The following is an 18,605-nucleotide window of genomic DNA, read 5'->3' as shown; positions in this document are numbered from 1 at the left end:
ATCTGCAAAATCAAGGGCGGCCTCGGCCGCCCTTGATTTTGCAGCGACCGGAAACGGCCTAATGGTGATGGTCCGCTTCCGCGTCGTGCTGGTGGATGAACCGGTGGTGATGGCGATCCGCCATGTCCCGGGTCTCGAAGTGCACCGTGAGGTGGCGGACGCCGTGCCGTTCCCACAGCAGGCGCTCGATGCGCTCCAGGAAGGCCTCCGTGTCCTCCAGCCGGTCGGTGGCCACGATGATGTGGGCCGAGGCGATGGTGAGGTGGCTGCACATCTTCCAGCTGCGGAAATCCTCCACCCCGAGGATGCCCGGCAGCGCCATCAGTTCGGCCTTCACGGCCTCGTGCTCGAAGGCGGCGCGGTGCATGAGAATGCCCACCGCGTCGCGGAGCAGCAGCACCGCCCCTCGCAGGATGACCACCAGGATCACCAGGGCGATGGCGGGATCCACCCAGCGCCAGCCCGTGAGGCGGATGAGGATCATGCTCACCACCAGGGAGACGCTGGTGAGGCTGTCGGCGAAGGCGTGCATGTAGGCCGCCCGCAGGCTGGCATCGCGCTCCAGCAGACTGCGATCGCGCGGCACCAGCACCACCGTGGCCGCGATGTTCAGCAGGAGGCCGATGCCCGAGAACACCAGCACCCAGCCGGTCTGGATGGGCACGGGATGGCGGAACCGGGCCAGGGCCTCCCAGCCCACCGCCCCCGCCAGGAACAGGAGGAATCCCACGCCCACCAGGCTGTTGAAGACTTCAAGGCGATGCCAACCGAAGGTCCACCGGTCATCAGGGGCCCGCCGGTTGGCCAGCCAGAGGCTCAGGATCCCGAGGCTGTTCACCAGCACATCATTCAGGTTCTCCAGACTGTCGCTGACCAGGCCGATGGAGCCCGTCCAGAGGCCGCCCACGCCCTGAAGGACGAAGCTCACGAAGAAGATCGCCGCGCTCCAGGCCAGGCGGCCGGTGGTGCTGGGCCCATGCTCGTGGGAGCCGGCCATCATCGACCCCGGTACTGGGGTATGCGCTTCTCGCGGAAGGCGGCCAGTCCCTCCAGGCGATCCTGGGTGGGGATCACCTGGGCGTAGCAGGCCTGCTCGAACGCGAGGCCGGCGCCCAGATCCAGGCCCTGCCCCCGGTTCACGGCGAGCTTGGCCATGCGGACGGCCACCGGGCCGTTGGGCAGGATCTCCCGGGCCAGGGCCAGCGCCGAGTCCAGGGCCCGCCCTGCGGGGACCACCCGGTCCACCACGCCCAGACGCCCGGCCTCCTCGGCGCCGAGGCGCCGGGCCGTGAAGATCAGTTCCTTGGCCCGCGCCGCCCCGATGAGCCGGGGCAGGCGCTGGGTGCCCCCGGCGCCCGGGATGATGGCCAGGGCGGTCTCCACCAGGCCCAGCTTGGCATCGGCCCCGGCGATGCGGAGATCCGCACACAGGGCCAGCTCCAGTCCGCCGCCGAAGGCTGCGCCTTCCAGGGCGGCGATCACCGGCATGGGCAGATCCTCCAGCCCTGTGAAGGCCGAGCGCAGGCCCTGGACGAAGATCGCCACCTCCGCAGGGGCCATCTCAGCCCGCTCTTTCAGGTCGGCCCCGGCGCAGAAGACCCCGGGCACGAGGCTGTGCAGGACCACCACCCGGACCGAGGGATCGGAGCCCAGGTCCACCAGGGCCTGCCGGAACTCGGCCATGAGTTGGCGGCCCAGGGCATTCTTGGCGGCAGGACGGTCCAGGCCCAGCAGGGCGATGCCCGCATCCTCCCCCGCCAGGCGTTCGAGGCGGACCTCCATCAGCCCAGCTCGACGATGGGGTCCCCTTCGTTGAGGAACTGGTCCGGGGTCACGAAGACCTTCTGGACCGTGCCCTCCTCGGGGCTGCCCACGGGAATCTGCATCTTCATCGACTCGATGATGACCAGGTCCTGGTCCTCGTTCACGGCATCGCCTGCCACGACGCAGACCTCCAGAACCTTCCCGGCCATCTCGGCACGCACCACAGCCATTCAGTCACCTCATGAGGACGATGGCTCCAGTCTACCCGGCTACTCGTCCTTGTCGGTGTCGCCGATGACCACCAGGTCGTCGTCCTCGTAGGCGAAGTCGCCCTCCTCGATGAGGATCTCGCGGACCTTTCCGCACTCGGGGGCATTGATGTAGAAGGAGGTGCGGGAGGAGTCCGTGCCCTCAAGGATCAAGAGGGGTTCGTCCTCTTCCACTTCCTGGCCGGGGCGGACGAGTACATCCACCACATAGCCCGGCCACTCCGCCCGCACGATCATGCTGCCTCCCCGTCTTCGCTCCACGACCTTGGCGGGGAGAGTATGGCGCCCTGCGGCCCCGCGCAAGTCCCGGAAGCCGTTCTTTTCGTCACATCTGCTCTCTGAGATACTGAAAGGCTTGGAGGATGGAATGGCTGTGGCTTGTGGCATCGTGGGGCTCCCCAATGTGGGAAAATCCACCCTTTTCAATGCTCTCACCCGTGCGGGCGCGGCTTCGGCCAACTATCCCTTCTGCACCATCGAGCCCAATACGGGCGTGGTGGATGTGCCGGATCCCCGCCTGGCGGCCCTGGCCGAGATCGTGAACCCCCAGCGGGTCCTGCCCGCGGCCCAGGAATTCGTGGACATCGCGGGCCTGGTCCGGGGCGCCAGCAAGGGCGAGGGCCTGGGCAACGCCTTCCTGGGCCACATCCGGGAGACCGATGCCATCGTCCAGGTGGTGCGCTGCTTCGAAGACGGCAATGTCACCCATGTGGAGGGCGGCGTGGACCCGGAGCGGGACCTCAGCATCATCGAGACGGAACTGGTCATCAAGGATCTGGACGCCGTCGAGAAGGGCCTGGAGCGCCACCGGAAGGTCGCCAAGACCGGCAACAAGGAATCCCTGGCCCTGGTGGCGGTGCTGGAGCGGGTCTTCGCGGCCCTGGACGGCGGCAAGTGGGCCCGCACCGCGGGCCTGTCGTCCGAGGACAAGGCCCTCATCAAGTCCTACGGGCTGCTCACCCTCAAGCCCACCCTCTTCGTGGGCAACATCGGGGAGGAGGACATCCGGAACCCCGAGGGCAATGCCCACTACCAGAAGCTCCTGGCGCTCGCCGCCGAGCGCCAGGCCCCCTGCATCCCCATCTGCTCCAAGCTCGAAGCCGAGATCCAGGATCTGCCCGAGGAGGATCGCCCCCTCTTCCTGGAGGAGGCCGGTCTGTCGGAGCCGGGCCTGAATGTCCTGATCCACGCCAGCTACGACCTGCTGGGCCTCCAGACCTACTTCACCGCCGGGGTGAAGGAAGTACGCGCCTGGACCATCCACAAGGGCGACACGGCCCCCCAGGCCGCCGGCGTCATCCACACCGACTTCGAGAAGGGCTTCATCCGGGCCCAGGTCATCGCCTACGAGGACTTCATCCAGTACCGGGGCGAGCAGGGGGCCAAGGATGCCGGGAAGATGCGGACCGAGGGCAAGGACTATGTGGTGAAAGACGGGGATCTCATGAACTTCCTGTTCAATGTCTGAACTCATTCTTCCGGCGCCTTTTCCCGATGCTTTGGGAACGGGTGAGGATCGATGAGCCTGGTCAGGTCAAGCGGGGGGTCCGGACGGGAATCGACCGTCGAGGATCCCGTACAGATCCGCCGGGCCCTGACCGACCTGCAGCGCTCTGAATCGGAATTCCCCATCAAGGTGGAGGGTACGCATACCCTGCCCTACACCGCCTGGGTCCAGCACCTGGACTTCGAGAAGGGCGTCCTCCATCTGAAGCTCATCCGGCCCCTCCCCCACGAGATGGTGGGCGGGGCGCCCTTCGAGATGCTCTTTGCGGTCGGAGAGCAACGCTTCGAGGCCCCCCTCACCTTCCTGGGCCGGGAATCCTACCTGCTGTACCGGTTCTCCGTTCCCCTCCGGATGACGCAGTCGGACCGGCGCACCCACAAGCGGTATCCCTTTCGGCCACGGGAGAAGGCCTATGTGCTGGCCCAGGATTCCGGCCTGCCGGGGTTCGGCTTCGCGGGGCCCCTCGTGAACCTCTCCCTCGGCGGGCTCGCCTTCCGGGTGGACCGGGTCATGCGGCTGGATGACCACATGCGCGTAACCCCTGGCGTGGGCTTCTTCGAAAAGGGGAAGGAACTTCCCATGCTGAAGATCCGGGACCTGCCCAAGCACCCCCTCTTCGAGGCCCGGGGCCGGGTGGCCAATGCCTGGGAGCGGGACGGGGAGATCATCATCGGGGTCCAGTTCCTGGATCTCAAGGATTCGGAACTCAACCAGATCCAGGATGTCCTGACCATCCGGGAGCAGATGCAGCGCGTGTCCAGTTCGACGCCCTCGGCCCCTTCCGGCACCCGTGAGACCAAGGCCAAGGCCGGGACGGAAAACAAGGGACCTGGAAGCCGCATGAACCCGGCAGGGGCCGAGACGCCGGACGCCCTGACCCGGTTGGGGCGCCGCGGCACCTGTCTGGTGCTGGCCATGGCTCCCGGGTCGGCCCGCGAGGAGGCCCAGACAGCCCTGAGGGCCGCGGGTTACCTCCGCCTGGATCCGGTGGACACCCTGGAGCAGGCCCTGGAGCGCCTGCGGACCGACTCCGGGGCCGCCAGCCGGCTGCTGGTCCTCGAGGTTCCCCCGGGGTCCGAGCCCCCGGTGACCGACCTCCGCAACCTCCAGCGCGAACTGGGCGAGCTCCGGGAACTGCCCGTGGCGCTCATCCGGTCCGGAGGCATACCCGCCGAAACCGAGGATCCCCTGATCCGCCCCCTGCCCTGGCCCGGAGCCGGGGAGACCGCCTGGCTGCCCCTTCTGGACGAACTCGCGGGCCTGTAGCCGCCCCCAGGACGACGCCCGACGCGGCGCCCGGTGTTGCGCTTAAAGGGGCGCGACCTTCACCAGCTGCCCGTTGCCGTCCACGCGCTGGAAGCCGTCCTCGATGCGGTTGGCCCCGCGCATCACCGGATCCGCCGCATCCTTCGCCAGCAGGATGCCGCCCCGGGCGTTGCGATGCACCACGCACTCCTCCAGCGTGGCCTGGGAGTCCTCCAGGAGGAGCAGCCCGGTGTCCAGGCCGTCCTTGAGGGTGCAGCGCACCAGCAGCAGGCTGCCGCCGGGCTCCACCTGCACCCCGGCCCCGGCGTTGCCCAGGATCTCGCAGCCGTCGAGCACGCCCTGGCCCCCTTCGGCGCAGTCCACGCCCAGGGATCGGCCCTCGGAGAAGGAACTGTTCCGGGCCTGGATCGTGGCTCCGTGGTGGATGAGCAATCCTGCGCCCCCATTCGCCTGGACGGTGCAGCCTTCCAGCGTCGCCAGGCCCCGGTCCATGACCGACAGGCCAAACCCCGCGTTCCCGACCAGCCGACACTGGCGGAGCAGGACATTGGCCCCGGCCAGCACATGCGCGCCCGAGCACTCGTGGCCGCCCAGCTCGCAGGCCTCGAGCACCGCGTGGCTGCGCTCCAGGGCCAGCAGGCCCGCGTAGCGGCTGTCCATCAGGCGGCACCGGGTCAGTTGCACCCGGCCCTCGGGCTCCACCTCCACCGATCCCGCGGCGGCGGCCAGGCTGCAGTCCTGCACTTCGGCCTGACCGCGCCCCTGAACCCGCAAGGCCACGCCCTCGCCGGGTCCGACCTGGGTCCCGGCGAGGGAGACCTGGGCCCCGGGCCTCACCAGAACGCCGGCCTCCCGGAACCCCGTGAGCGCCCCGCCTTCCGCCCGGGCCTGGGCCCCCTGCTCGGTCACCAGGCCCCAGACCCCCCGGCCGGTGAAGGTGCAGTCCCGGAACAGCGCCGAGGTGCCCGCGCCATCCACCACCGCGCCCGCCAGGCCGCCTTCGATGACGCACTGCTCCACCAGGGGCGCGCCCCCCGAGATCCTCACTGCGGCCTCACCTTCCATCGCCCGGAGGGTGATCCCCCGAATGACCGCACCGCGGGCCTGGATCACCATGGCCGGTCCCGTGGCGCCCTCCAGCACCACCTCGCCCGCTTCCCCCTGGGCCAGGATGGTGACGGCCTTGTCCACCACCACCGATTCCCGGTAGGCGCCGGGCAGGATCAGGATCTCCATGCCGGGTTTGGCCTGCCGGAGGGCCACCTTCAGGCTGAGGCACTGCCCCTGCCCACCCTTGCCGACCCGGATCAGGTGGCCCGAGGTCTCGGCGGCCGGCGGAGGGGGGGCGGGAGCAGGCGCCGGGGCTGGGACCGGGGCGGGGGCCGCAGCGGGAGCGGGCGCCGGGGGGGGCTCGACCAGGGCGCTCATGGCCTCGCGGATGGCCATGCCCAGGGCCTCCGCGCCTGGATACCGGTCGCCGGGCTGCTTGGACAGGGCCCGCTCGACCACGGTCAGCAGGCGACCGGAGAGGTCCTTCATGTCCGCCGGGCGCAGGGGTTCCGGGGGGTGGAGGAGGATCCGGTTCAGCACCGAGGTGGTGGTTTCGCCCTGGAAGGGCTTCCGGCCCCCCGTGAGGATCTCGTAGAGGATCACGCCCAGGGCGAAGAGGTCGGAACTCGCCGAAGACTTGCCCGTGTCCAGGTATTCCGGCGCCATGTAGCTGGCGGTGCCCATCCAGGTGCCGGTCTGGGTCAGGCCCGAGGGGCCCATCTGGGCGACCCCGAAGTCCATGAGCTTGGCGTGGGGGCGCTTCCCGTGCCGCGTCACCAGGATGTTCGCGGGCTTGATGTCCCGGTGGATCACCCCCCGATCGTGCGCATAGCCCAGGCCTTCGCAGACCTGGATCAGCACCTCCAGGAGTTCGGCCTTGGGGGTCTGGCCCGCCCGGATCAAGGCCTCCAGCTCGTCGCCCTGGATGTGCTCCATGGCCAGGTAGTGGACGCCCTCGTCCTCGCCGAACTCGTAGACCGTGACGATGTGGGGGTGGTTCAGCATGGCGGCGGCCCGCGCCTCGCGCTCGAACCGCGCCTGGGCCTCCTCGCCGAACGCCGACCCGGCGGAGATGACCTTCAGGGCCACTTCCCGGCCCAGCTTGGGATCGCGGCCCAGATAGACCTCGCCCATGGCGCCCTTCCCCAGGAGGCGCACCACCTCGAATTTGCCGAGCCGTTCCCGCATGGGTCTCCTATCGGCACCCACCCGGTCCGCGTTCAGTTCAGGCTAATCCTCACCGGGGGTTCCACGATGCTCGGGCGTCCCGGGGACCCCCGCGCAGCCCTTGGGCAAAGCCGGATGGCTGCTTACCTCGCCTCGATGGGCATGCGCCGCAGGCGCTCCACCCGGACCGCCATGGGGGGGTGGGTGGAGAAGAGGCTCATGAGGCCGCCCGCACTCAGCGGATTCACGATCATCATGTGGGCCGTGGCGGGCTGGGCGGACTGCATGGGCAGCTGCTCGTTGTAGCTCTGCAGGCGCTCCAGGGCCGAGGCCAGCATGTCGGGCCGGCCCGTCAGATGGGCGCTGTAGTCGTCGGCCAGGTATTCCCGCGACCGGCTCACGGCCATCTGGAGCAGGATGGCCGCCAGGGGCCCGAGGATCATGATGGCGATGCCCGCCAGGGGGTTGGAGCGGCCCTCCTCGTCCCGGGGGCTCACCCACATGGCCATGCGGGACAGGAACATGATGGCCTGGGCCAGCACGGCCGCCATGCTGCCGATGAGGATGTCCCGGTGCTTCACATGGCCCAGCTCGTGGCCGAGGACGGCCTCCAGCTCGGGCCGGCTCAGGATCCGCATGATGCCCTCGGTGACGGCCACCACGGCATGCTCGGGGTTCCGGCCCGTGGCGAACGCGTTGGGGGTGTCCTCGGGGATGATGGCGATGCGGGGCATGGGCAGGCCGGCCCGCTGGGCGAGGTTCGCCACGATGGCGTAGAGCTCGGGGGCCTCGGCCTGGGTCACCACCCGCGCGCCGTAGCTGGCCAGGACGATCTTGTCCGAAAAGAAGTAGCTGATTCCGTTCATCACGAGGCCGATGGCGAGGGCCATCACCATGCCGGACTGGCCCCCGAAGTAGTCGCCGATCCACACCAGCAGCCCCGTCATGGCCACGATGATGAGAAGGGTTTTCGCCTGGTTCATGAAGCTTCCTCCACCTTCCAGGATACGGAATGGATCAAGCACCCATCCGCTTGACGACCACCAGCGTCACATCGTCCCGGAAGCGCCCTTCCCCCAGGTGCTGGAAGGCCTCCACCAGCAGGGCCTCGAACAGTTCGTCCGCCCCGGCATGGGGGCGCCGGAGGACCACCTCGGCCAGGGGACCGTCGCTCAGTTCCTCCCCGGCGGCGTTCTCCGCCTCCACCAGGCCGTCCGTGAAGGCCACCAGCACATCGCCCAGCCCCATGGCCGCGCGGCCCTCCGCGAACTTCACGCCCGGCAGCAGGCCCACCATGGGGCCCGTGGGGGAGAGCCGCACGACCTCGCCGCCGGCCCGCACCAGCAGCGGCGGGTTGTGGCCCCCGTTCACGAAGCGGAGGTCGCCGGTCTGGGGGTTGAGGCTGGCGGCGAAGAGGGTCGTGTAGCGGTTGCCGTCCCGCACATCGTTCATGCGGCGGTTCAGGCGTTCCGCCAGCCGGCCCCAATGCTCCACCCGGGCATCGCCCATGGCCCTCAGGAAGGCGGAGAGCTGGGTCATCATCATGGAGGCGGGCAGGCCCTTGCCGGAGATGTCGCCCACGGCGATGTGGAGCCGGTCGCCCAGCTCCTCGTCCCGCGCCATCCACAGGTCGTAGAGGTCGCCGCCCACGGCCTGGTAGGGCAGGTTCGCGGCGGCGCACTGCCAGCCGTCCGGCTCGGGCAGCTCCTTGGGGAGCAGGCTGCGCTGGATGTCCCGGGCGAGATCCAGGTCCTTCTCCATGCGCCCGGCCTGGATGCGCGCCTCCCGCAGCTCCAGGCTCGACAGCTGAGAGGAGGTCAGGTTCAGCAGGGTGTGGAGGAACACCTCGTCATCGTCGGACAGCTTCCCCACCGCCGGATCGGCGGCGTAGGCGAAGCCGTGGCTGTGGTTCTGGTCCAGCAGCTCCACCGCGTGCACCAGTCCCTTCGCCTCCACCAGCTCATGCAGGCGGTCGCCTTCGAGCGCTTCCGGCACCTGGCCCAGCCCTTTCGCGTGCAGCACCACCCCCTGGGCATCCACCACCAGGAGCCGCATGATCCGGAACTCGCCCATGAGCGTGTTGGCCATGAGTCGCACCAGGTCGTGCCGGGTCTCCACCTCGCCCAGGTTGCGGGTGAGCTCGAACACGGTGTTGAGGCGGGAGAGCTGCAGGGCCAGGGCCTGGTTCTGGGTGCTCCGCACGGCCTCGGCCCGGCGCCAGGCCAGCAGGGGGGCCGAGATGGACAGCAGCAGGGGCACCGCGCCCGGCAGGTCGCCGGTCTTCAGCACCAGGTGGCCGTAGGTCTCGTCCCCGTACCGCCAGGGCAGCACCTGCCAGCCCTCGCCGGGATGGGTGGGGAAGGCCGGCGCCGAGCCCCGCAGGAAGAGCCACCGCCCGCCATCCCAGAGGCCGCCCTGGCCCGCCTTGGCGATGCCCATGGCCGTGATGCCCACCAGGTGGACCAGATCCTCCTCCGTCCCCTGCTCCGGGAAGGTCTCCAGGAAGTCGATGAGCGGAAGCAGCTCCTGCGCCCCCTCCGGGGTCTTCAGCGCCAGCTGGCGGAGGCGGTCGAAGGGGTTGGTCGGCATGGCGGATGAACCGTGCGGTTCAGCTGATCTTCTTGATCAGGCAGCACTCGTTCCGGCCGGAGGCCTCGTCCGCCTTGAACTGGACCTCGTCCATGAAGCGGCTCATGAGCAGCAGTCCCAGGCCCCCCTTCCGCGGATGCTTGATGTACTCCTTGGGATCCGGCAGCACCATCTGGTCGCTGCGGATGCCCTGCCCGGAATGCAGGATGTGGATCTCCAGGGCCTGTTCCGTGAAGCGCAGCTCCAGCTCCACCGTGTGCTCGCCTTCGCCGTGATAGGCGTGGAGGATCACATTGGTCACCGCCTCATCCACGGCGATGCTCACCTTGGCCGCAGCGGCGTCGTCGAGCCCGGCCACCAGCGAGGCCCGCTTGGCCAGGCCGGTCACGAGGTTCAGATAGCGGGTCTGGCTCGGAATGACGAGCTTGAACTGGGCGTGGTCCATCTTGGCCGCCACGATCAGCCCTTCCGCTCCGGCGTGGCCGCCGCCAGAGCCTGATCCTCGTTGCCAAAGACCCGGTAGAGCTGGGTGAACCCCAGGGTGTCGAAGATCGCGAAGACATTGTCCTGGAGGTTGGACAGCAGGATGTCTCCGTCATGCTCCCGGACCGTCTCGATGAGGCCCATGATGGCGCCCAGGCCGGCCGAGCTGATGTAGTTGAGGTCCTTGCAGTTGAGCAGGATGGTGTAGTGGCCGTTCTGGACCAGGTTCTCCAGGGCCTCCTCGAATTCCCGCACGGTATGGGCATTGATGAACCCGGCCGGGAGGAGCACCGACACGCCCTCGACCTGCCTCACCGCAATGGAAAGATCCGCCATCCGCCATCTCCAAGGAACCTGGGCCATCCTATCGGTTCCCTCGGGTAATTGCCAGCGGACGGGATTCGGGCCTGAAGTGGGATACCCTGAACGCGAATCCTCTTCCGAGCCCACCGATGAGCGACCCCAGCCCCGCGGACCAGCCTCCCCACGACGCGCTCCGGAGCGAGCTGGAGGCTTGGTTGAACCAGCAGAACCAGGTTCTGCTCGAGGAAGTGATCGCCACCTGGCAGGGCGCCGTGGCCGGTTTCCGCCCCGATGAGGCCCTCCTCGACCGGCTCCGTGCGGCGATGCCCTCCCGTTCCGGATTCGGACCGTCCCCGGCGAACCCGGCCGGCGTCGCCGATCAGTCCCTCGCCTCGGCCCTCGACCTCGTGGAAGGTGCCACTTCCCAGGGCGACCTGCTCAAGCGCCTCCTGGACGCCCTCGTGCCGCTGGTGGAGCGCAGCGCCCTCTTCGTCCTCAAGCAGGGATTGGCCTCGCTCTATGCCCACCGGGGATTCGAGGCCGGGGCGCCCCTCAAGCCCGGGGCCGTGGTCCCACCGCCGGACCTGGAATCCGTCATTCAGGGCCTCGGCCGGTCCCTCCGGAAGAAGGGCCCCGGATACGCCGCCCTGCTCGCTCCCCTCAGTCCTTTCGAAGCCGCGGACATGGCCGTCCTCCCCCTGCGCCACAAGCGGAAGACCGTGGCCCTGCTGCTGGTGGACAGCGGGCTCCGTCAGGGGCTCGATCATCCCGAGTTCGTGCGGGCGCTGGTGCTGGCCGCCTCCGCCACCCTGGCTTCCCTGGCCGCGGGGAAGGAGGACCCCTCCCACACCCAGCCGGGCACCTCGCCTGGCACCTCGCCGGGCATCTCCTCCGCCAGCGCGCCCACCCAGGTCGTGCCCGAATCCATCGGCGCCGCGCCACCCCAGGCCCTCGATCCAAGGACGCGGGCCGCCGCCGAGCGCCTGGCCCGGGTCCTCGTCGACGATGTGGAACTGTATTTTCCTGAGAAAGTCGCCCAGGCCCGGGTGAAGGGGAACCTCTATCGCCTGCTCCGGGACGAGCTGGAGCGGAGCCGGGCCACCTTCGTGGACCGCTTCGGGGAATCAATCGAGGTTCAGCACCGGATTTTCACCAGCACCGTCATCCACCACCTGTGCGAAGGCGATGCCTCCAAGCTCGGAGAGGCCCCCTGGGCCTAGCTGCCCTGCAGGAGGTTGATGACAACCGGGGTTGACTCTGGTAGAACCTTGTTCCTTTGGGTACGGACGAGGAACGAGTCAATGGCGAATCTTGGCAAGAAATTCACATGTTTCCAGTGCGCGGCGAAGTTCTACGACTTCGGAAAGCCGGAGGCGCTGTGCCCCAAGTGCGGTGCGAACCAGAAGGCCGCCCCCGCCAAGCCCCGCGCCGTGAAGAAGGAAAAGAGCGTGCATGTCATCGAGGACGACTTCGCGGCCGAGCCTGAAGCCGAGAACCTCGAAGAGGCCTTCAGCGAGACCGGCGTGCCCATCGAGCGCGGCCGCGGGGAAGGCTTCGATCCCGGCGACCTGCGCATGGACGACTACGACGAGTAGCGAACCCCGCCGGATCACGGGCGGTGAGCATAATGTCCGAGTGAGCTCCGCCGACCTCTTTCCTCTCGTTGACCGCCACACCCATCTGGAGGGCTCCCTCGACCCCGTCTGGGTTCGAGCGGAAGCCGGGCGCCGCGGGCTGCCGCTGCCGGGACCGCTGGAAGCCCTGTGGTCGGGTGGCGCCGTTCCCTTCCCGGGCTTCATCGAGGCCTTCCTCTTCGGCGCCGCGCTCCTGGACGGCCGCGAGGCCGTGCGCGAGGCTGTCCTGGCCGCGGCGCGGCGCACGCGATCGGCCGGAGGCACGGGATTCGACCTCTGGGTCTCGCCCCACTTCCTGGTGGTCCACCGCAGCCAGATCAGCCTCGACGCCTTCTGGCGCGGACTGGAGGAGGGGTTGGCCGAGGCCCGCTCGGGGGGCCTGCGGAGCGCCGTGGTGGTGGACGCCGTGAACCACTTCGGCCCCCGACATGGCCACGCGGTCCTCGACCTCGTGCTGCCGGACCTCCCCCCCTTCGTGAAGGGCTTCTCCACCGGCGGCCTGGAGGGCTGCCCCTTCCGGGACTGGGCCCCCGTCTTCGACCGGGCCCGGACCTCGGGCCTCCGCATCGCGGCCCATGCGGGCGAGAACGGACCGGGATCCCATGTCCGCGAGGCCATCCTGGAGGGCGGCGTGGCCCGCATCGTCCACGGCATCCGGGCCGATGACGCCACCTTGGAACTGCTGGCGGACCGCCGCATCCCCGTCGACATCTGCCCCAGCTCCAACCAGGCCCTCGCCGCCGATGTGAGCCCCCACCCTCTGCCCCGGATGCTCGAGGCCGGCGTGCGTTGCGCCCTGGGCACCGACGATCCGGGCGTCATCCCCTGCGACCTGGAAACCGAAACCGAGGCCGCCCGGCGCATGGGCCTGGACGAGCCCGCCCTCGCCACCCTCCGGCGGAACGGGGCCGAAGATGCCTGGTGCCTCGAGGCCTGAGCCAACCCAGGGGTCGAAGCGGCCGGCCGATCCAGGTAGACTAGGGGATTCGGTGCGCGCCCATAGCTCAGCTGGATAGAGCATCAGGCTTCGAACCTGAGGGTCGGGCGTTCGAGTCGCTCTGGGCGCACCACCGGTTTGACAATTCGGCTTTTTGCGAGCGTGGCGGAACTGGTAGACGCACTGGATTTAGGTTCCAGCGGTTCACACCGTGTCGGTTCGAGTCCGACCGTTCGCACCATTTGCCAGGACTGGCAAATAGGACGGAATCGCCGCCAGGCGATGGCCGCCCGAAGGGCGAGGGCACAGGATGTGCCCGAGTCACCACGAAAGCCGAATGCTTCCTAAGCCATTACCGCATCACGGAGCCTCCATGTCCGCCACCCTGCACCACCAGTCCCCCACTCGGAAAGCCGTCGAAGTCACGGTGCCCGCCTCCGAAGTGAGCGCCGTCTTCAACGAGGTGGTGGCGAAGATCGCCCCGCAGGTCCGCATTCCCGGCTTCCGCCCCGGCAAGGCCCCCCGGCCCGTGCTGATGCAGCGCTACGCCCGCGAGATCCAGTCTGATGTGGCCCAGCAGCTCGTCGAGAAGCACTTCTGGAAGGCCGCCCAGGAAGCCGGCGCCCTGCCCATCTCCCACCCCTCCCTGGAGAAGCTGGACCTGAAGGAAGGCGCCGATGCGGTCTTCCGCGCCCAGTTCGATGTCGCTCCCGACATCGAGCTTCCCGACTACAAGTCCCTGGTCCTGACCAAGAAGAAGCGCGCCATCGACGAAGCCACCCTGGATGAGCACATCGAGGGCCTCCGCCAGCGGGCCACCAAGTTCCTCCCCGTGGAGGACGGCGCCGTGGCCCAGGGCCTCATCGCCACCTGCGACATCCGCGTGAAGCCCCAGGGCCTGAAGGCCCAGACCTACCAGGACCAGGTGCTGGAGATCGATGCGACCCGCCCCTTCGACGCTCAGCTGCTGGGCCTCAAGAGCGACGAGAAGAAGGCCTTCACCCTGACCCACCCGGCCGATGACGCCAACACCGTCCTGGCGGGCAAGACGCTGGCCTACGAGGTACATGTCAAGGATGTCCGCCGCAAGGAAGTGCCCGTGGTGGGCGATGAGTTCGCCAAGGACCTGGGCGACTTCGAGAACCTCGAGGCCCTGAAGACCGCCGTGAGGAAGGACCTGGAGGAGGCCACCGAGCGCGACGCCATGGCCCGCCTGCAGGCCACCATGCTGGACACCCTGCTGGACGCCGCGCCCTTCGAGGTGCCCCGTTCCATGGTGGGGCTGCAGCTCGACGACTACTGCCAGGAGTTCGCCCAGCATGTCGCCCGCCAGGGCATGGACCCCAAGAAGGTGAACTGGCAGGCCTACCGCCAGTACCGCCTGAACGATGCCGAGCGCGCCGTCCGCAGCGGCTACCTGCTGCAGGCCATCGGCAACGCCGAGTCCATCGAAGTGCCCGAGGCCGACATCGACGCCGAGATCCGCACCTTCATGGCCGAGAACCAGATCCAGCAGCCCTTCGACGCCTTCAAGGCCGAGCTCGAGCGCCGTGGCAACGCCACGGAGATCAAGGGCCGCCTGCGCACCGACCGGATCTTCGACCACCTGCTCACCACCGCCACCGTCACGGAAGAGCTGCTCGACAAGGCCGCCTTCGAGGCCCTGGTCGAGCTGGAGCGCAAGCGCGAGGCCGGGATTCCCGTGAACCGCTTCGACGCCGGCGGCCTGGAGGGCGGTGACCTCGAGAACCAGGAGGGTGGCGAGCCCGCCGCCGTGGCGCCCGCGGGCCATGTCCACGGCCCCGACTGTGACCACGATCACGAGCACGAGGCCGAAGCCCCCAAGCCGAAAAAGAGGGCCGCCAAGAAGGTCGAGGAACCGGTCGAGGAGAAGCCCAAGAAGGCCGCCAAGGCCAAGGAACCTGCGACCGAGGAAAAGGCTGGGGAAAAGGCCGAGGACAAGCCCAAGGCCAAGAAGCCCGCGGCCAAGAAGTAGCCGTCTGCGCGATCTCCATGCGGAAGGCGCCTGCGGGCGCCTTCTTGCTTTATCCTGAAGCTTCAGCCGGAGGGCCCATGCCCAGCAGCTACTATCCCCCCATCGTCATCGAGCAGACGCCCCGCGGCGAGCGCAGCTACGACATCTACTCGCGCCTGCTGAAGGACAACATCATCTTCCTGGGCACGGCCATCGATGACAATGTCGCCAACGCCATCGTGGCCCAGATGCTCTTCCTCGAGAGCGAGGACCCGGACAAGGACATCCAGATCTACATCAACAGCCCCGGCGGCAGCGTCACGGCCGGCCTGGCCATCTACGACACCATGCAGTTCGTGAAGAACGACATCGTCACCTACTGCATCGGCCAGTGCGCCTCCATGGGTGCGCACCTGCTGGCCGCGGGCACCAAGGGCAAGCGCTTCGCCCTGCCCAACGCCCGCATCATGATCCACCAGCCCTCGGGCGGCGCCCAGGGCCAGGCCACGGAGATCGAGATCACCTTCAAGGAGATCCAGCGCCTGAAGGAGAACCTCGCCGCCACCTTCGCCAAGCACACCGGCCAGCAGCTGAAGAAGGTCATGAAGGACATGGACCGCGACTTCTTCATGGGCGCCGAAGAAGCCCTGGAATACGGCATCGTGGACAAGGTCCTCTCCGAGCGGCCGGCCTGATGAGCGCGGGCCTCTCCTCCATTCCCGGGTTCGAGCACCTGTCGCGCATTCCCCTCTATGTGCCCGGCAAGCCCATCCAGGAGGTCCAGCGCGAGCTGGGTCTCACCTCCATCGTCAAGCTGGCCTCCAACGAGAATCCCTGGGGCCCCACGGAGGCCGTGAAGGCCCGGGTGGCTTCGGTCATCGCCGGCTCGGAGTTCGAAGGCCTGGGCCTGTACCCGGTCAGCGACGGCTACTACCTCCGCAAGCGCATCGCGGACCGGAAGGGCCTGACGGTGGATCGCGTGGTCCTCGGCAACGGCAGCAGCGAAATCCTGGAGATGGTGGCCAAGGCCGCCTTCCTGGATGGCGGCAGCGCCGTCATCCCCAAGCACAGCTTCGCCATCTACGGCATCGCCACCCAGACCGCCGGCGGCCGCGTCATCGAATCCCGGGCCACGGCCACGGAGCTTGATGCGGATGACATCCTGCGCTCCGTCGCCGAGGACACGCGCCTCGTCTACCTCGGGAATCCCAACAACCCCACGGGCATCCGGCTGGAGCGCGCCCCTCTGGAGCGCCTCGTGCGCCAGCTGCGCGAAGACATCGTGCTGGTGGTGGACCAGGCCTATGCCGAGTACGAGGATCCCGCCGGGTATCCGGATGCCGCCGCCTACCTGGATGAGCGCCCGAACCTGCTGGTGCTCCACACCTTCTCGAAGATCCACGCCCTGGCCGCCATGCGCATCGGCTACGGCCTGGGCTCGAAGGAACTGATGGGTTTCCTCGAGCGGGTCCGCAGCCCCTTCAACACCAATCACCTGGCCCAGGCCGCGGCGGAAGTCGCCGTCCAGGATCTGGCCTTCGAGGCCTTCTCGCGCCAGAAGAACACCGAGGCCCGCGCCGCCTTCGTGCTGGAGGCCGCGAAGCACCGCTGCCAGCTCTCGGGCACCAGCGGCAACTTCATCCTCATGGAGACCGCCTTCCCGGCCGCGGACCTGTTCAAGGAACTCCTCCAGCGCGGCGTGATCGTGCGGCCCATGCAGGGTTACGGCCTACCGAACCACATCCGCGTGACCTTCGGCAAGCCCGAGGAAATGCAGGCCTTCTGGACCGCAGCCGCGCCCCTGCTCGATGGCGGCTGCTGAGTGACGCTGGTTCCAGACGAGATCGGGAGATTGCGCGCCCTGCTCACGCAGGGCGCGCATGTGGAATGCAGGGAGGGGCTCGCGCGCCTGCGGGACCGCTACCGGATCGAGCCCACCGCTTTCGATGGGGCGGCCATCGCGGCCCTGAAGACCCTGGCCTCCGAGCTGGAGGCCCCGCCGGACCTCGAATCGGCCCTCAAGGCCACCTTCGGCTACGGCACCTTCCGCCCCGGCCAGCGCACCATCATCGAGGCCGTGCTCGCGGGCCGCGATGTGGTGGGCATCATGCCCACGGGCGCGGGGAAGTCCCTCACCTACCAGCTGCCCGCCCGGCTGCTGGGCGGCGTCACGCTGGTGGTCTCGCCCTTGATCGCGCTCATGAAGGACCAGGTGGATGCCCTCACGGAAGCCGGCCTCCGGGCCACCTTCCTCAACTCCAGCCTCCAGGCGGAGGAGCGCCGCGACCGCATCCGCGCCCTCAAGAACGGCGAGCTGGAACTGGTCTACGCCGCGCCGGAGGGCCTCGAGCTCTACCTCGCCGACCTGCTGCGCGAGGTGGATCTGCGCCTCATCGCGGTGGACGAGGCCCACTGCATCAGCCACTGGGGCCACGATTTCCGCCCCGCCTACCGCACCCTGGCGGGCCTGAAGCAGCGGTTCCCCCAGGTGCCGGTGCTAGCCCTCACGGCCACCGCCACGCCCGAGGTGCGCCGCGACATTGCCGTGCAGCTGGAGATGCGGAATCCCCTCGAGGTGCAGGGCTCCTTCTTCCGGTCCAACCTCCTGATCAGCGCCTACCGCAAGGGCGCCGAAGGCCTGCCGCCGGTGCGCGAAGCCCTGCTGCGCCTGGTGCTGGCCCGGCGCGGGGAGAGCGGCATCATCTACTGCCTGTCGCGGAAGGCCGTGGAGGCCACGGCGGCCTTCCTCGCGGGGGAGGGCGTGCGCGCGGCGGCCTATCACGCGGGCATGGACGCCGCCGCCCGGTCGGCCGCCCAGGAGGCCTTCCAGCGCGACGATGTGGATGTCATCGTGGCCACGGTGGCCTTCGGCATGGGCATCGACAAGAGCAACATCCGCTATGTCATCCACCGCGACATGCCCAAGAGCGTGGAGGGCTGGTACCAGGAGATCGGCCGCGCGGGCCGCGATGGCGCCGATGCGGACTGCGTCATGTTCTACGGCTGGGGCGATGTCCTCAGCTACGACCGCTTCACGGACGGCCTGGACGCGGCCCTGGCCCAGGCCCAGCAGCGCCAGACCCGCGACCTCTTCCGCCTGGCCGAGGCCCCGCGCTGCCGCCACCAGGCCCTGCTGGCGCATTTCGGCGAGCAGATGGACGCCTGCGGGACTTCCTGCGATTGCTGCACGGGCGCCGACCCGCTCCAGGCCGCCCCCTCGCCCGGGAAGGCCAAGCGCGGCTCGCCGCGGGGCTCCCGGCCGCCGGTGCCCGAAGGCCAAGTGGAGGGCGAAGAGGTCCTCTATCGCGAGCTGAAAGCCCTCCGGAAGCGCCTGGCCGATGCCAAGAGCGTGCCCGCCTATGTGATCTTCAGCGATGCGACCCTCCAGCAGATGGCCCGGTTCCGGCCCGGTACCGAGGCGGAATTCCTGGCCTTGAGCGGCGTGGGGCCGAAGAAGCTCCAGCAGTACGGCGAAGCCTTCCTGGAATTGCTCCGGGGCTGACGGCCATAGACCTCTGTCACAACCCGGAATTGCTGGGATTGATTTGAATGGAGATAGATAATCAGGCGGCCCAGTACCGTCTTGCGAATGCCCTGGGAGGAAATTAGGGTGAGAAGAGACATTTCACACTTCGTTGTCGTTTGTCGGTCTTCGTTTAGG

18 protein-coding genes and 2 tRNA genes are annotated in these 18,605 nt (G+C 68.6%); 11 read left to right on the top strand and 9 right to left on the bottom strand.

The features are described 5' to 3' along the window. Positions 1–58: 58 nt before the first annotated feature. The 4 genes from QUD34_RS03745 to QUD34_RS03730 are packed head-to-tail and all read right to left on the bottom strand — an operon-like array spanning position 59 to position 2,270. Entirely contained in the window at positions 59–997 is a 939-nt protein-coding gene (locus QUD34_RS03745) for a cation diffusion facilitator family transporter (protein WP_286355259.1), read from the bottom strand. Beyond that, positions 997–1,782, bottom strand: coding sequence for an enoyl-CoA hydratase-related protein (locus QUD34_RS03740; RefSeq protein ID WP_286355258.1), 786 nt, complete (start codon positions 1,780–1,782; stop codon positions 997–999). Before QUD34_RS03740 ends, QUD34_RS03745 begins: the two co-directional genes overlap by 1 nt. After that, positions 1,782–1,994 carry an acyl-CoA carboxylase biotin carboxyl carrier protein subunit gene (locus QUD34_RS03735; RefSeq protein WP_286355257.1) on the bottom strand — a complete coding sequence of 71 codons (213 nt, stop codon included), beginning with the start codon at positions 1,992–1,994 and terminating at the stop codon, positions 1,782–1,784. Before QUD34_RS03735 ends, QUD34_RS03740 begins: the two co-directional genes overlap by 1 nt. A gap of 39 nt (positions 1,995–2,033) precedes the next feature. After that, positions 2,034–2,270 (bottom strand): acyl-CoA carboxylase biotin carboxyl carrier protein subunit, encoded by a 237-nt coding sequence (locus QUD34_RS03730; protein WP_286355256.1) that lies wholly within the window; start codon positions 2,268–2,270, stop codon positions 2,034–2,036. 130 nt (positions 2,271–2,400) lie between these two features. On the opposite strand from QUD34_RS03730, the gene ychF reads away from it, so the two are divergent. Both ychF and QUD34_RS03720 read left to right on the top strand, forming a co-directional pair. Beyond that, the gene (gene ychF, locus QUD34_RS03725; RefSeq protein ID WP_286355255.1) at positions 2,401–3,501 is read left to right on the top strand and encodes a redox-regulated ATPase YchF; all 1,101 of its coding nucleotides are present in this window, start codon (positions 2,401–2,403) and stop codon (positions 3,499–3,501) included. Between the two features lie 51 nt (positions 3,502–3,552). Next, a complete protein-coding gene (locus tag QUD34_RS03720; RefSeq protein ID WP_286355254.1) occupies positions 3,553–4,806 on the top strand; it encodes a PilZ domain-containing protein in 1,254 nt (417 codons plus the stop codon). Between the two features lie 42 nt (positions 4,807–4,848). On the opposite strand, the gene QUD34_RS03715 is transcribed toward QUD34_RS03720, so the two are convergent. The 5 genes from QUD34_RS03715 to QUD34_RS03695 form a co-directional block, all read right to left on the bottom strand. After that, positions 4,849–7,044, bottom strand: a complete 2,196-nt coding sequence (locus QUD34_RS03715) for a protein kinase domain-containing protein (protein ID WP_286355253.1) — start codon at positions 7,042–7,044, stop codon at positions 4,849–4,851. A gap of 122 nt (positions 7,045–7,166) precedes the next feature. Then, positions 7,167–8,006: a zinc metalloprotease HtpX gene (gene htpX / locus QUD34_RS03710; RefSeq protein WP_286355252.1), complete on the bottom strand. Its 840-nt coding sequence runs from the start codon at positions 8,004–8,006 to the stop codon at positions 7,167–7,169. Between the two features lie 34 nt (positions 8,007–8,040). Beyond that, on the bottom strand, positions 8,041–9,612 hold the full coding sequence (locus tag QUD34_RS03705; RefSeq protein ID WP_286355251.1) for a PP2C family protein-serine/threonine phosphatase: 1,572 nt from the start codon (positions 9,610–9,612) through the stop codon (positions 8,041–8,043). 19 nt (positions 9,613–9,631) lie between these two features. Beyond that, positions 9,632–10,069, bottom strand: a complete 438-nt coding sequence (locus QUD34_RS03700; protein WP_286355250.1) for an ATP-binding protein — start codon at positions 10,067–10,069, stop codon at positions 9,632–9,634. Positions 10,070–10,071: 2 nt separating this feature from the next. Next, complete coding sequence (locus tag QUD34_RS03695; RefSeq protein WP_286355249.1) at positions 10,072–10,431, bottom strand: STAS domain-containing protein; 360 nt, start codon at positions 10,429–10,431, stop codon at positions 10,072–10,074. A gap of 116 nt (positions 10,432–10,547) precedes the next feature. Here QUD34_RS03695 and QUD34_RS03690 point away from each other — a divergent pair, with 116 nt between their 5' ends. From QUD34_RS03690 to QUD34_RS03650, 9 genes are all read left to right on the top strand, one after another. Next, the gene (locus QUD34_RS03690) at positions 10,548–11,618 is read left to right on the top strand and encodes a hypothetical protein (protein WP_286355248.1); all 1,071 of its coding nucleotides are present in this window, start codon (positions 10,548–10,550) and stop codon (positions 11,616–11,618) included. 81 nt (positions 11,619–11,699) lie between these two features. Next, the gene (locus tag QUD34_RS03685; RefSeq protein WP_286355247.1) at positions 11,700–11,993 is read left to right on the top strand and encodes an FYDLN acid domain-containing protein; all 294 of its coding nucleotides are present in this window, start codon (positions 11,700–11,702) and stop codon (positions 11,991–11,993) included. 40 nt (positions 11,994–12,033) lie between these two features. Beyond that, complete coding sequence (locus tag QUD34_RS03680; RefSeq protein ID WP_286355246.1) at positions 12,034–12,969, top strand: adenosine deaminase family protein; 936 nt, start codon at positions 12,034–12,036, stop codon at positions 12,967–12,969. Between the two features lie 56 nt (positions 12,970–13,025). Then, positions 13,026–13,102, top strand: a tRNA-Arg gene (locus QUD34_RS03675). Positions 13,103–13,125: 23 nt separating this feature from the next. Next, a tRNA-Leu gene (locus QUD34_RS03670) sits at positions 13,126–13,210 on the top strand. 132 nt (positions 13,211–13,342) lie between these two features. After that, positions 13,343–14,965, top strand: coding sequence for a trigger factor (gene tig / locus QUD34_RS03665; RefSeq protein WP_286355245.1), 1,623 nt, complete (start codon positions 13,343–13,345; stop codon positions 14,963–14,965). A 77-nt stretch (positions 14,966–15,042) separates the two neighbouring features. Then, entirely contained in the window at positions 15,043–15,639 is a 597-nt protein-coding gene (clpP, locus tag QUD34_RS03660; protein ID WP_286355244.1) for an ATP-dependent Clp endopeptidase proteolytic subunit ClpP, read from the top strand. After that, entirely contained in the window at positions 15,639–16,766 is a 1,128-nt protein-coding gene (hisC, locus tag QUD34_RS03655; RefSeq protein WP_286355243.1) for a histidinol-phosphate transaminase, read from the top strand. The genes clpP and hisC overlap by 1 nt, the downstream gene beginning before the upstream one ends. Continuing rightward, entirely contained in the window at positions 16,767–18,446 is a 1,680-nt protein-coding gene (locus QUD34_RS03650; protein ID WP_286355242.1) for a RecQ family ATP-dependent DNA helicase, read from the top strand. Positions 18,447–18,605: the final 159 nt, after the last annotated feature.

Source organism: Geothrix oryzae (assembly GCF_030295385.1).
GTDB classification, from domain to species: Bacteria; Acidobacteriota; Holophagae; order Holophagales; family Holophagaceae; genus Geothrix; species Geothrix oryzae.
This window is presented reverse-complemented; position numbering and strand designations above follow the sequence as displayed.

What these genes read in the sequence shown, in the direction of transcription:
- QUD34_RS03745 (WP_286355259.1), bottom strand. Translation starts at nt 997, where the DNA reads ATGGCCGGCTCCCACGAGCATGGGCCCAGCACCACCGGCCGCCTGGCC.
- QUD34_RS03740 (WP_286355258.1), bottom strand. Translation starts at nt 1,782, where the DNA reads ATGGAGGTCCGCCTCGAACGCCTGGCGGGGGAGGATGCGGGCATCGCC.
- QUD34_RS03735 (WP_286355257.1), bottom strand. Translation starts at nt 1,994, where the DNA reads ATGGCTGTGGTGCGTGCCGAGATGGCCGGGAAGGTTCTGGAGGTCTGC.
- QUD34_RS03730 (WP_286355256.1), bottom strand. Translation starts at nt 2,270, where the DNA reads ATGATCGTGCGGGCGGAGTGGCCGGGCTATGTGGTGGATGTACTCGTC.
- ychF (WP_286355255.1), top strand. Translation starts at nt 2,401, where the DNA reads ATGGCTGTGGCTTGTGGCATCGTGGGGCTCCCCAATGTGGGAAAATCC.
- QUD34_RS03720 (WP_286355254.1), top strand. Translation starts at nt 3,553, where the DNA reads ATGAGCCTGGTCAGGTCAAGCGGGGGGTCCGGACGGGAATCGACCGTC.
- QUD34_RS03715 (WP_286355253.1), bottom strand. Translation starts at nt 7,044, where the DNA reads ATGCGGGAACGGCTCGGCAAATTCGAGGTGGTGCGCCTCCTGGGGAAG.
- htpX (WP_286355252.1), bottom strand. Translation starts at nt 8,006, where the DNA reads ATGAACCAGGCGAAAACCCTTCTCATCATCGTGGCCATGACGGGGCTG.
- QUD34_RS03705 (WP_286355251.1), bottom strand. Translation starts at nt 9,612, where the DNA reads ATGCCGACCAACCCCTTCGACCGCCTCCGCCAGCTGGCGCTGAAGACC.
- QUD34_RS03695 (WP_286355249.1), bottom strand. Translation starts at nt 10,431, where the DNA reads ATGGCGGATCTTTCCATTGCGGTGAGGCAGGTCGAGGGCGTGTCGGTG.
- QUD34_RS03690 (WP_286355248.1), top strand. Translation starts at nt 10,548, where the DNA reads ATGAGCGACCCCAGCCCCGCGGACCAGCCTCCCCACGACGCGCTCCGG.
- QUD34_RS03685 (WP_286355247.1), top strand. Translation starts at nt 11,700, where the DNA reads ATGGCGAATCTTGGCAAGAAATTCACATGTTTCCAGTGCGCGGCGAAG.
- tig (WP_286355245.1), top strand. Translation starts at nt 13,343, where the DNA reads ATGTCCGCCACCCTGCACCACCAGTCCCCCACTCGGAAAGCCGTCGAA.
- clpP (WP_286355244.1), top strand. Translation starts at nt 15,043, where the DNA reads ATGCCCAGCAGCTACTATCCCCCCATCGTCATCGAGCAGACGCCCCGC.
- hisC (WP_286355243.1), top strand. Translation starts at nt 15,639, where the DNA reads ATGAGCGCGGGCCTCTCCTCCATTCCCGGGTTCGAGCACCTGTCGCGC.